The organism is Pseudomonas sp. MIS38 (assembly GCF_019891575.1).
GTDB lineage: Bacteria > Pseudomonadota > Gammaproteobacteria > Pseudomonadales > Pseudomonadaceae > Aquipseudomonas > Aquipseudomonas putida_A.
The window spans coordinates 108,119-119,821 of sequence record NZ_JAFLXF010000023.1 but is presented as its reverse complement, the minus strand read 5'-3'; the positions used below and the strand labels follow the sequence as shown (position 1 = coordinate 119,821).

The 11,703-nt window shown below is 58.6% G+C and carries 15 protein-coding genes and 1 tRNA gene; 8 read left to right on the top strand and 8 right to left on the bottom strand.

Annotated elements, in window-relative coordinates; genetic code table 11:
• Positions 1 to 179: 179 nt before the first annotated feature.
• The 7 genes from J1G18_RS23025 to J1G18_RS22995 form a co-directional block, all read right to left on the bottom strand.
• Positions 180 to 701: a hypothetical protein gene (locus J1G18_RS23025; RefSeq protein WP_098968361.1), complete on the bottom strand. Its 522-nt coding sequence runs from the start codon at positions 699 to 701 to the stop codon at positions 180 to 182.
• A 384-nt stretch (positions 702 to 1,085) separates the two neighbouring features.
• Entirely contained in the window at positions 1,086 to 1,814 is a 729-nt protein-coding gene (locus tag J1G18_RS23020; RefSeq protein ID WP_098968363.1) for a peptidoglycan recognition family protein, read from the bottom strand.
• Positions 1,814 to 2,356, bottom strand: coding sequence for a PAAR domain-containing protein (locus J1G18_RS23015; protein WP_098968364.1), 543 nt, complete (start codon positions 2,354 to 2,356; stop codon positions 1,814 to 1,816). Before J1G18_RS23015 ends, J1G18_RS23020 begins: the two co-directional genes overlap by 1 nt.
• Before the next feature lie 214 nt (positions 2,357 to 2,570).
• A complete protein-coding gene (locus tag J1G18_RS23010; RefSeq protein ID WP_134786166.1) occupies positions 2,571 to 2,933 on the bottom strand; it encodes a DUF6124 family protein in 363 nt (120 codons plus the stop codon).
• Positions 2,934 to 3,295: 362 nt separating this feature from the next.
• Positions 3,296 to 3,769 (bottom strand): MaoC family dehydratase, encoded by a 474-nt coding sequence (locus J1G18_RS23005; protein ID WP_098968367.1) that lies wholly within the window; start codon positions 3,767 to 3,769, stop codon positions 3,296 to 3,298.
• Positions 3,770 to 3,795: 26 nt separating this feature from the next.
• Positions 3,796 to 4,638, bottom strand: coding sequence for a 3-methyl-2-oxobutanoate hydroxymethyltransferase (gene panB / locus J1G18_RS23000; RefSeq protein ID WP_003224363.1), 843 nt, complete (start codon positions 4,636 to 4,638; stop codon positions 3,796 to 3,798).
• Between the two features lie 25 nt (positions 4,639 to 4,663).
• Positions 4,664 to 5,281: a LysE family translocator gene (locus tag J1G18_RS22995; RefSeq protein ID WP_098968506.1), complete on the bottom strand. Its 618-nt coding sequence runs from the start codon at positions 5,279 to 5,281 to the stop codon at positions 4,664 to 4,666.
• Between the two features lie 179 nt (positions 5,282 to 5,460).
• On the opposite strand from J1G18_RS22995, the gene J1G18_RS22990 reads away from it, so the two are divergent.
• The 4 genes from J1G18_RS22990 (at position 5,461) to J1G18_RS22975 (ending at position 8,849) form a co-directional block, all read left to right on the top strand.
• Positions 5,461 to 5,913 (top strand): Lrp/AsnC family transcriptional regulator, encoded by a 453-nt coding sequence (locus tag J1G18_RS22990; RefSeq protein ID WP_045122414.1) that lies wholly within the window; start codon positions 5,461 to 5,463, stop codon positions 5,911 to 5,913.
• 55 nt (positions 5,914 to 5,968) lie between these two features.
• Positions 5,969 to 6,841, top strand: coding sequence for a helix-turn-helix domain-containing protein (locus J1G18_RS22985; RefSeq protein WP_098968368.1), 873 nt, complete (start codon positions 5,969 to 5,971; stop codon positions 6,839 to 6,841).
• Positions 6,842 to 6,958: 117 nt separating this feature from the next.
• Positions 6,959 to 8,227, top strand: coding sequence for a DUF1479 domain-containing protein (locus J1G18_RS22980; RefSeq protein WP_134786168.1), 1,269 nt, complete (start codon positions 6,959 to 6,961; stop codon positions 8,225 to 8,227).
• 370 nt (positions 8,228 to 8,597) lie between these two features.
• On the top strand, positions 8,598 to 8,849 hold the full coding sequence (locus J1G18_RS22975) for a DUF2790 domain-containing protein (protein WP_098968370.1): 252 nt from the start codon (positions 8,598 to 8,600) through the stop codon (positions 8,847 to 8,849).
• Positions 8,850 to 8,894: 45 nt separating this feature from the next.
• On the opposite strand, the gene J1G18_RS22970 is transcribed toward J1G18_RS22975, so the two are convergent.
• Positions 8,895 to 9,839, bottom strand: a complete 945-nt coding sequence (locus J1G18_RS22970; protein WP_223008606.1) for a LysR family transcriptional regulator — start codon at positions 9,837 to 9,839, stop codon at positions 8,895 to 8,897.
• 86 nt (positions 9,840 to 9,925) lie between these two features.
• Between J1G18_RS22970 and mug the strand changes: the two genes are divergently transcribed.
• From mug to J1G18_RS22950, 4 genes are all read left to right on the top strand, one after another.
• Entirely contained in the window at positions 9,926 to 10,444 is a 519-nt protein-coding gene (gene mug, locus J1G18_RS22965; RefSeq protein WP_223008619.1) for a G/U mismatch-specific DNA glycosylase, read from the top strand.
• A gap of 72 nt (positions 10,445 to 10,516) precedes the next feature.
• Positions 10,517 to 10,900, top strand: coding sequence for a DUF1801 domain-containing protein (locus tag J1G18_RS22960; RefSeq protein ID WP_223008597.1), 384 nt, complete (start codon positions 10,517 to 10,519; stop codon positions 10,898 to 10,900).
• Between the two features lie 137 nt (positions 10,901 to 11,037).
• A tRNA-Gln gene (locus J1G18_RS22955) sits at positions 11,038 to 11,112 on the top strand.
• A gap of 172 nt (positions 11,113 to 11,284) precedes the next feature.
• Complete coding sequence (locus tag J1G18_RS22950) at positions 11,285 to 11,665, top strand: RidA family protein (protein WP_007969250.1); 381 nt, start codon at positions 11,285 to 11,287, stop codon at positions 11,663 to 11,665.
• Positions 11,666 to 11,703 lie beyond the last annotated feature (38 nt).

Below are 11,703 nucleotides of genomic sequence, written 5' to 3'. Positions count from 1 at the left end.
GACCGATTCATCAGGCCGAACTGGTGAAATGAAGGCCTGCCTGACGGCAGGCCATTACCGGCCCGCACACAAAAAATCTGACACTCTCGCCACTGGAGGCAGGTTTCCTTTCGACCAATAACCCCCAGGTATATCCAGCAGCAGTCAGATACTTCAGGTTGTTCTTGCTTAGGTTTTATCTAAGGCTTCTTAAATATCTGTTCTGTCATTTTCGTGGTTGGAATGATCAATGACTTTGTGTAATAGGTTTTATATCCATACGCGGTAATGCGTACCTTGCAGGGTATGAAAGCTTTATTGGCTAGTAGCGGTCGGACGGCTTCGTAATCATTCAGATCGAGTTGCGTCCCGTAGGGTCTAGCGTTGTAGAAAACAAGCTCTGAGGTGAAAGTGTAATTTGGTCTGGTTTGGCTGCTCGCATTCACCAGGCCTTCAGCCTTTATATTGATTGAATGCTTGGACGAAAAATCCATATCGCCGTCTAGTGAGCAGATCAGCGTTGGCGTGAGCTGATTAGAGTTCTCGAAATCATTGAATGCGCTAGCCAAATCTACTGTTGAAGTGAATTTCACAGTAAAAAGATTATTCGGTCCTAATTCGAAAGACGATAAAGTAAGGTCGGCGGGCGGGATGTTGGCTGTTTTTACACAGCCAGCGCAGAGAAGTAATGTCAGGTAAACGAAGCCGCGATATAGATTCATTGGCCGAAAATACCATTGATGGAATCAAAAATCAGATCGAGCGCTGATTTTGCTTCCTGAACAGGTTGAATGAACATCCAGTTATTCGGCTTGTCTTGTTTTATCTCTTTGCGCACATTTCAATTTCAGCTTGTGTTGACACTTTTGTGTCAATACCTAATCTGTATTTGCAATAGTCAATGATGTCCTGCCTTTGCTCGTTCGTGAGTTTTTCTACTCGACGGTAATTCCCATCGTTTGCATGGATGTTTGTAAATTTCACACGCATGCTTGGATCCTTCTTAATGAAGAAAACTCGATTGACCTCACCATCAGATACTTCGTTATAGAAGCCCACGTTCAGGATGATTAAAAGCGAGACCAATCCTGCAAATATAAAATATTTCATTCCGCGCCTGGCTTCGGTGGTGGGAGAAGTCCGGTCTTGGTGCGGATGTTTCTGACAAGCTCCATGCCAATGTTGCCGGGGCAGATTTTCCCTTCACTCACTTGGCCGGGGTACTCCCGGTGGCCGCCAAAATTCTTGATCAGAAAAACGTCTTTAAGCACTTTGATCAATCGCAGTAACGAGTCAATCTGTGCCGCAGGTATGACATTTGTTGTGCTAACCCCGAAGTACTCCAGGGTTTCCCTGCCTTTCGCAACGATGTCTCCGCCTTCCTCTGCAGTAGTCAGGTTTTCCAGAAGCACTATTCCGATCACGCCTGTGTTGAACAGGTGAACGTTCGACCCTAGAAACCTGATGTCACGGCCTTCGAGAACCGTTCCGTCGCAAGCGATCCCATAGTGGTAGCCGATATCGTCAAAGCCGTTACCCATGTGATGGGATTGAACGCCTTTCATCTGCTTGCTTCCGCCTGGAGTGCATTCGTATGAGCGCCCGGCATGATGCAGAGCAATCATTGAATAGTCCCAATCCTTTTCCATGTCAGGTTTGGCCTTGGCCGCTCCCCAACTAGAGCGTTCGGTAAAGACGCCACCTGCCTTTCGAAAGCTTTGAATGATCGCTTCGCGTGTCGCCGCACGATCATCGACTTTTACCGGGATGGGGCACATGAACTCGCCGGGTTTGATTTTTTGAGCGGTCGCTTTCGTTGAGAAATTGTCAGCCATTACTGCCCCTCCGACAGTTCGTCGAGTGTTCTTGCCGGAGCATTAAATATGACGTGCAGAGAGATTTTTGAGTCTTTCGATGGCGCCTTTACGTGAGCAACTCCATTTGCATCCGTGACGCCCGTGATTTTTACCCCGTCGATGGTTGCAACAAAATCCCTGAGTGCCAATGGCTCACCGGTCTCGCTATTGAGCACGCTGAATGATTGACCAAAGGTATTAGGCAGGACTAACGGCAGTGGAGGCGTAAACGGCGCGGGAGTATGCGAATTGCCAATGATTACGGTACCGGAGCCACTGATGACATTGTTGCCATGAGCCCCCGTGCTACCCAAGGTTGCTGCGGGCAAGCCATTGATGAGAACCGTGGAGGCGACGTCTCCGACAATTGCGCTTCCACATGCGCTCTTGTCAGTCTGTCGTGCGGCAGCCAAGCCATCGAAGAAAACGTCTGGAGACCCAGAGGCTATTGGGTTGACTCCGTGCCCTGGTAGTGGGCAGGACGTGGGATCGGTAATACGAGCGGCAGGTTTGCCCGACATCTTGAACATCCTTGTAGAAGTAACGGCAGTCGAAGTCTGGCATAGAGGCAGGCTGCAAACCATAGCAGGGCGATCTTGAGCTTTCGGAGCGAGATGTTGGGAATCTGAGAATTCGCCTATCGGTTCGTCCTGAAGGCAGATGCCTAACGCGTTCCTGTTTCTAGTTAGTCCCTCCGTGGCGACCTATTTAACGCCGCCAAGGAGGGAGCGTTCGTTATGCCGTCGGCACAACATTATCCAACGCCTGATTCACCGCCAGTTCCCCCAGCATCACCACCTGCGCAATGCCCAGCAGCGTCTTGCGAATCGGCCCCTCCACCAGCGCGGCCACATCCCCCAACATCACCGTTGCCGAACCCAGTGATTCACTGGCGTTCGCCAGCAATTCCTCGGTGGCGATTTTGGGGTTGGCCAGGAACATGGCGTTGGGTGTGTAGGGCGTGGCCATGATTTGGCTGGCGGGGTTCAGGTAGTGGTCGAGGGCGCGTTCGGCGGCTTCGCTGAGTTTTCGGGAATCGGAGGATTCGTAGGGTGAGACCGTTTCGGTTACGGGTGGGTTTGGTGTGACCTTGAACATAGTGACGCTCCATATGTGGCTAAGGGAACCATCACATTCGCTACCAAACGAGGGTGGTGGCCATTACGAAGGTTGGTAGACCGGCACACATGGAAAAACCGGCGCGCTCGAAAGCGCCCTGCGCATGGCCACCATAAAACACAGGCGCCAGAAGGCATCTGCGTAAGGTGACGTTTTGCGCCATGTGTGAAACCGGGCTACCAAACCCGATCGCTGCTTTATCAGCGACCGACCCACGATAGAACCCGCACTCTAGGCGCACAAGCCGGCGGATTCTGGCGTAGTCGTAGGCAATGGCGCAAGGCGTTGTAGCCTTGGGGACGTAACACCGGGTGTCATATAAACAACTCTGTTTAAACGCGTCATCGCGCGCCATTGGTAGGGTCGCCCTCGGCCAGCATGTGTTTCATGTATTCGCGTTCTGGCGCGCCGGGCAGGACGCCGGTGGTGATAGCTTCGAGCACGGTGATGTGTTGTTCGTTGAAGACGCTGACTTCGGCTGTTGCGTGGCCTCGCTCGTCGATGCTGGTGATGAGCCAGTGGCAGGTGATGGTTTCGCCGGGATAGACGGGGCGCTTGAACTGGAGGTTCATGCCGGTGGCGAGCCAGCCGATCTGGCCGCCGATTTCGGTCATCAGGCTGGCCGTGAGCAGGCCGTGGGTGATCGGCGCTTTGAATGCTCGCAGTTGCGCATAGTGCGCGTCGCAGTGGACGGGGTTGTAGTCGCGGGACAGTTGCGCGAAGTGATGGACGTCGTCGGGTGTGAAACGGCGGACGACGTTGAAGCGGTCGCCCACCTTGAGGCCTTCGGCGGCGCGTTGTCTCGGGGTTTGCATGGGGGCCTCCTGCTGCTGGCGGTTGGTTAAAAGGTGTGTTCGGGGCCGGGGAAGGTGCCGGCCTGTACGTCGTCGGCGAAGTCTCTGGCCGCCGTTTGCAGGACGCTGCGCAGGTCGGCGTACTGTTTGACGAAGCGCGGCAGACGTCCCTGGCGCAGGCCGGCCATGTCTTGCCAGACCAGCACTTGCGCGTCGCACTGATTGCCGGCGCCGATGCCCACAGTGGGGATCGCCACCGCTTGAGTGATCGCTGCGCCAACGTCGCCGGGCACCATTTCGATCAGCAGGGCGAACGCGCCGGCGGCTTCCAGCGCTTTGGCGCTGTCGATCAGGCGCTGCCCGTCTTCGCCCCGACCTTGTACACGATAGCCGCCCAATTGATGTTCCATCTGCGGGGTGAAACCGATGTGGGCCATGACCGGGATGCCCGAGACGCTGAGCTTGGCGATGTGTGGCAGCAATTCGACACCGCCCTCGATCTTCACCGCATGGGCGCCAGCCTCCTTCATGAAACGCACGGCGGTTTGCAGGCATTGTTCGGGTGAAACCTGGTACGAGCCGAAGGGCAGGTCGGCGATGACCAAGGCCCGCCGGGTTGATCGGGTGACGGCGCGCACCAGCGGGAGCAGTTCGTCGACGGTCACGGCCAAGGTCGAGTCGTTGCCAAACACGTTGTTGGACGCTGAGTCGCCGACCAGCAGGACGGGAATGCCGGCGTCCTCGAAAATTACTGCGCTGTACATGTCGTACGCGGTCAGCATCGCCCATTTGCGCCCTTCGACTTTCATCTGTTTGAGCTGCGGGATGCGCAGGCGTGTTGCCGGCTTGGTTAGGGCAGTGGTGTCGTAGGGTGAGGTGTGTTCGGTCATTGGCAGATCTCGTCAGGAGGAAGAATCAGGCGTGCAGCTGTTCGATCAGCAGCCCCAGCGCAATCGCAATCATGATCAGCCCTGAAACTCGACTGACCCTGCGTGCCGCTGCAGGCCGGGCGCGCAGTACCACCTGTGAGCCAAACCCGACCAGCAGATAGATCACCGCGCAACTGGCGGTATGCACCAGGCCGAGCGCGACCATTTGCAGCGGCACGGGCCACGGCGCGCCGGCGTCGGTGAATTGCGGCAACAGGGCGAGAAACAGCAAGAACACTTTCGGGTTGAGCCCGCTCACGCAAAGACCCTTCAAGGCCCAGCGCGCCCATGAGTCGCTGGTCTGGCTCGCTGCGGCGTGCGGAGTGGAAGGGCGGGCGAACAGATTGGCGCCCAGCCACAGCAGGTAACCGGCGCCGGCTACGGTCAGTGCTGTCAGGGCCAGCGGATGTCCGGCGATCAGCGTGCCTACCCCGGCCGCCACAATCAGCGTCGCGAGTAAGTGCCCGGACAGCAGACCGCCCACGGCGGGGAGTACGACGCGGTGCTTCAAGCCTGCGGAAATCGCGTAGGCCCAGTCGGCGCCGGGGGTGATCACAAACAGAATCGATACCGCCCAGAAAGCGGCGAATACGCTGAAGGTCATGGCGTCACCCATGGCCGTTGACGTGGCGTTGCTTTGCTCATGTTGGTTTTCCATCAATCAAGTGCCGCGCCGGTTGCAGCGGTGCGGCAGTTTTTGGTTGAGGGAGAATAAGCAAACTCGGCTAGAATATTTTTCCAAAGATGGTCGTCATGGCGCATCAGATTAGAAGGTTTTATTGCGTGGACAGAACTGATCGGAAGATTCTTGCTGAGCTGCAAAAGGATGGTCGGCTGTCGGTCACCGAACTGGCCGATCGCGTGGGCCTGAGCCTTTCACCCTGCCACCGCCGCGTGCGGGCGCTGGAAGAGTCCGGGGTGCTGCTCGGCTACCGGGCAAAACTCGACCCCGCCGCGCTGGGCCTGAACTTTTCCGCGATGGTCTTCGCCACGTTGCGCGAAGGCGACCGGCAAGCGGTGGAGGCGTTCGAGGCGGCGCTGGTGGAGATTCCGCAGGTGGTGGATGCGCAACGGTTGTTCGGCGAACCGGATTATTTGCTGCACGTCATCGCTCAGGATTTGCCAGCGTTTCAGCGCCTGTATGACGAGTGCCTTTCGACTTTGCCGAATGTGCAGCGGCTGACCTCGACGCTGGTGATGAAGCGCGTGGTGCAGGATCGACCGTTGCCGTTGTAAACAGAGTGATACGATCGGGGCGTGCCTCCCACGCCACAGAGCAGAATCGTCCACCATGAAACCCAGTTTCGAAAAAATCCCCACCGAAGCCACTGCCTCCTGGACGCTGCTGAACCGGCGCCTGCCAGGGGCAATTCCGTTTGAGTGGCACCACCACCCCGAGTACGAACTGACGCTGACCTTGAACAGTCGTGGCCATCGCTATATCGGCAATGACGTCGCGGCTTACGATGACGGCGATCTGATTCTGGTCGGGCCGAATGTGCCGCATAGCTGGTCGTCGGCGGAGCGGGTCGACGCCGGGCAACCGCATGTGGCGTTGGTGATCTGGTTTTCGGCGGCGTGGGCGGAGTCGCTGGTGACGTTGTTTCCGGAGATGGGGTCGCTGCGGCAATTACTTGTGGCGGCGCGGCAGGCGTTGAGTTTCAGTGCGGCAGCGTCGCGGGAGATTCGGCCGCTGATCGAGGCGATGGTTGAGCAGGAGCCGGCCGAGCGTTTGATCGCGCTGTTGACCGTGTTGAGCAAACTGACGCGGGACGTCGATGCCAGGCGAATCCTCTCTGCGTCGGACTCGCAGGCTGGCAGCCAGATTGTTGAAGACCCGCGCATCCACCGGGTTCTGGATTATTTGCATGGTCACTACGCCCAGGCCATCAGCATTCCAGCGTTGGCCGAGATGGCGTGCGTCAGTGTGTCGGCGTTCCATCGGATGTTCCGCCGTCATACGCGCTGCACGGCGTTGGACTACATCGTACGGCTAAGAGTCGGACACGCCTGTGCGTTGTTGATGCAGGGGAATACGACGGTTTCGCTGATTGCCGACGAAGTAGGGTACTCGTCGCTGGCGCTGTTCAATCGGCAGTTCAAGGCGTTGAAGGGGCTGACGCCTTCGGAGTTTCGTCGTCAGCACGGTCATCACTTTCAGTAAGCAGCGCGCCGCTACAACGCCACAATCGTATTACTTGACGCGGTAAATCAGGCTGCCGCCGACACCATCGGAAGTGGTCCCATACCTGCACCAACAACAAGGTCTGCAGGTCCCCCGATGAGCAAATACCAGGCATTCGAGAGCGCAACGCTTCCGGAGAATTACCGCGAAAGTATCGTCAAAATGAAACGCACCTTGCGCGCGCAGATCGGCGATGTGCAGGGGCTGTTTGCCGAGGTCAGTGAGTTTATTGCCGGCGAGATTGCGTCGATCAAAGCCCAGGAGGCGCAGACCGGGTCGGGCTGGCCGGTGCTGGAGTTCGCTGACATCGCCGCTGGCACAGTGACTGCCGAGCAACTGGCGTTGATCAAGCGTCGCGGTTGCGTGGTGATCCGCAATCACTTCCCCCGCGAGCAGGTGTTGCAGTGGGACCAGGGGTTACTGGATTACCTCGACAAGAACCGGTTCGATGCGTTTTACCGTGGGCCGGCCGACCAGTTTTTCGGCAATCTTGAGGCGTCGCGGCCGGAGATTTTTCCGATCTATTGGTCGGCGGCGCAAATGCAGTTGCGCCAGCATGAGCGGATGGGCACGGCGCAGGCGTTTCTCAATCGGTTGTGGAAGACTCATTCGCACGGTCAGGACTGGTTCAATCCGGACATCAACGCGCTGTATCCGGATCGGGTACGTCGGCGTCCGCCGGGCACGCACTCGAAAGGCCTTGGCCCGCACACCGATTCCGGGGCGCTGGAGCGCTGGCTGCATCCGGCGTATTTGAAGGTCTTCGACAAAATCTACAGCAACGACTTCGCGGCCTACGACCCGTGGGATGCGGCGTTTCGTACCGAGGTGGATGAATACGCCTACAAGGACACGGTGAAGTGTTCGGCGTTTCGCACGTTTCAGGGCTGGACTGCGCTGTCGGACATGCAGGCCGATCAAGGCGTGCTGCACACCCTGCCGATCCCCACGGCGATGGCGTACCTGCTGCTGCGGCCGCTGCTCGATGACGTGCCCGAAGACGAGTTGTGTGGGGTGGCGCCGGGCAAGGTGCTGCCGGTATCGCGGCAATGGCATCCGCTGCTGATCGAGGGGCTAAGTCCGATTCCGGATGTGCAGGCCGGCGATTCGGTTTGGTGGCATTGCGATGTGATCCATAGCGTCGCGCCGGTGGAGAATCAGCAGGGCTGGGGCAACGTGATGTACGTGCCGGCGGCGCCGATGTGTGCGAAGAATCTGCGCTATGCGCGGGATGTGTTCAGGGCGTTTGAGCAGGGGGCGTCGCCGGATGATTTTCCGCGGGAGGATTATGAGCGGGCGTGGGTGGAGCGTTTTCCGGTGGAGCGTCTGAATTCGATGGGGCGTGCGGGGCTTGGGTTGGAGTAGGTGAGTTTGGGGTTTGGGGCCGATTCGCGGCCCATCGGGACGGTGCGACGTATCGCTAAACCTCTCGCCATGGGTTTTGTGTTGTCTGGTCGCTGGCGGTCGTCTCGGGTTCTTTGTTGACTGGGCTGGCGCCATCGCGAGCAGGCTCACTCCTACAGGTTTTGCGCCCGCCACAACATTCGTGAGCACTGCAAAATCCACTGTAGGAGTGAGCCTGCTCGCGAAAAGGGCACCCACGGTGTCTGGACTTATTCATCACCATTCTGGACACAGTGTTTGTCCAGCCGACCGATTTTTGCCGTGCGCTTGAACCCCTAACATCGTCTCCACTCCGTGAACAAACACGGTTCCCCACGAGACGGTGAACATCATGAAACTTGCAAAAATCGCTCTTCTTCTGGCCCTAGGCGGTATCGGCGCGCAAGCCTTTGCGGCGGATGAAACCGCACAAGTCGAGGCGTACAACTCCGCCAGCCAACTCGACATCGCTCACGTGGTGTCGATCTCCGACACTGCCAATCAGTGCGGCGCGGTGCCGGTGCAGATGACTTATGACGACTCAACCGGCGCGCAACACGTCGTGCAATACCAAGTGATGGGCAGCGGTTGCTCTAACGGTTAATGGTCGATGCCGGTGCTGGAGGGTCGACACTCCAGGTCTGCGGCACTAAGCATCAGCGAGTTGCTTGGCCCCAGCCATGTCTTCATCCGATGCCAACAGTTGCGGGATGGCGGTTTTCAGGAACTCCACCCAGGTCTTGATTTTGGCGTCGACGAATTTGCGCGACGGGTAGATCGCGAACAGGTTGTATTCCTCCAGGCGGTACTGCGGCAGTACCCGCACCAGTGTGCCTCCGACCAATCCTTCGACGGCTGATGCCAGCGGCTGAATGCCGATGCCCATGCCATTTCTGATCGCCGTGGCCATGCCGTCGGCGGTGTTGATGTGGAAAGGGGAGTCGGGGATATTCTGCGTTTCCATGCCTTGCGGGCCTTCGAACACCCAGTTGTCTGCGGGCATCACCGTGTTGACGATGCGCAGGCAGTCGTGCGCTGCGAGGTCGGCGGGTGTGGCGGGGTGGCCGCGTTTGGCCAGGTACGCCGGCGAGGCGCAGAGGATGCTGTAAGTGCTGCCCAGGCGTTGCGCGACGAAACCGGAATCCGGCAGGTCGCGGGCTAGCACGATGGACATGTCGTAGCTTTCTTCCAGCAGGTCGGGCAGGCGATTGCTCAGGGTCAGATCGAACATCACCGTGGGGTGAATCTCGCGGTAACGGGCGATTGCATTGATCACGTAGTGGTTGCCGATGGCGGCCATGGCGTGGATCTTCAGACGCCCGACCGGCAAGGTCTGGGCGGTGCCGGCTTCTTCATCGGCTTCGCGCAGGTCATCGAGGATTTTTTCGGCGCGCTGCAAATAACGCACGCCGGCTTCGGTCAGGGCGAGGCGGCGAGTGGTGCGGTTGATCAGGCGCGTGTGCAACCGGGCTTCGAGGCTGGAGACGGCTTTGGAGACGTTGGTCGTGGTGGTGTCGAGCACGTCGGCCGCAGCGGTGAAGCTGCCGCTCTGGGCCACGGCGACGAAGCAGCGCAGGGTCTGAATAACGTCCATCGTTGTGCTTGGCTCTGTGGCTGGGATGGCCATTCTAGGGTTTGCCGTGGGTGGTGGTGCAAATGTTTGCGAATGAGGGCGGGCGCATGGCGGGTGAAGGGCTTGAAGACATTCTGGCGCCGGGGCTTTCGGTGGTGTTCTGCGGGATCAATCCGGGATTGCTCGCGGCGGCGCAGGGGCATCATTTTGCCGGGCGCAGTAATCGCTTCTGGCGCACCTTGCACTTGGCCGGGTTCACCCCGCATGAGGTGCCGGCGGAGGAGGATCGAAGCATCCTGCAATTTGGCTGCGGCTTGACGGCGGTGGTCGAGCGGCCGACGGCGCGGGCGGATCAATTGGCGGCGCAAGAGTTCGCCGCTGCCGCCCAGGGCTTTGAGCAGAAGATCAGCCGCCATGCGCCGCGCTTTGTGGCGTTTCTCGGCAAGGCTGCGTATGCGGCGTTGACGGGGCAGAAGGTGGTGGCGTGGGGGTCGCAGGCGAAGACCTTCGGCGGCGCGCACGTGTGGGTGTTGCCCAATCCCAGTGGGCGCAATCGGGCGTTCTCCCTTAAGCAACTGGTAGCGGCATATCGGGAATTGCATGAGGCATTGATCGCGAGCGGGTAAATCATGCGTCCAGCGTTTCTCGGTTGGCCAGCTACGATTGATGCAGTCAAATCGCCGAGGAGGACGCTCGCCATGAAACCCGAAAAAACCGACACCGACGCCTCGGCACTCATCGACGCTCGAATCGCTGAACTGGACGATTGGCGCGGAGCGATCCTCGGCGAGATTCGCAAGGTCATTCGCCAGGCCGATCCCGAGGTGGTGGAGGAGTGGAAGTGGCGGGGCGTTCCGGTGTGGTCGCGGGGCGGGATCATTTGCACCGGGGAGACTTACAAGGCGGCGGTGAAGATGACCTTCGCCAAGGGCGCGGCGCTGGCTGATCCTGCGGGGTTGTTCAACGCCAGCCTTGAGGGCAACACCCGCCGGGCGATTGATTTTCACGAGGGCGACCCGGTCGATGAGCGGGCCTTGCAAGCGCTGATTCGCGAGGCGATTGCGCTGAATTTGTCGAAGTGAATCGCGCCGTTTGCCTCGGCTCAGAAATAACTGGCTGTTTTAAAACAAATTTTTTTGCACTCAGGGCTTCCCAGATTAAAAAAAGGTTGGTAAATTGCGGCCCATTCTCGAAGAGCTTGTTACAGAGCTTGAGATACAGGGGCGTCGCCAAGCGGTAAGGCAGCAGGTTTTGATCCTGCCATGCGTTGGTTCGAATCCAGCCGCCCCTGCCATATTCAGAAAAAACGCCAGTCCGAAAGGGCTGGCGTTTTTTTATGCGCGCGATTTGTGGCTGGGGCTGACAGTTGCCTGAGCCGGAGCGGGGGACTGATGTAAACTGCCCGCGCGAAAGTCCCGGCGCGTTGTTGGCCGGCGACCCTCAATCTCTCCAGACAAGAGACTTTCATGGCTAATCAAGACCTCAGCTTCACCCCTGATCCGGATGCAGATTCGATTTCCTCCGACGTCGTCGGTTTCAACGGCATTCTGGTTTCGACCCAGATCCCGACCCGCGCCGACGGCAGTCTGGAGCTGGGCGACATCACCCAGCAAAGCGAATGCACCCTGCAGGCGCTGAAAGTGGCGCTGGAGCGGGCCGGCAGTTCGATGGATCGCGTCATGCACTTGACCATCTACCTCACCGATATGGCCGACCGTGCGGCGTTCAACGAAGTCTACAAGCGCTTCTTCGCCAAGCCATGGCCGGTGCGCGCCGCGGTGGGCGTGGCGTCGCTGGCGGTGGAAGGCATGCGCGTGGAAGTCACCGCAATGGCCGCCAAGGCCTGACCGCCCCCTGTAGGAGTGAGCCTGCTCGCGATAGCGGT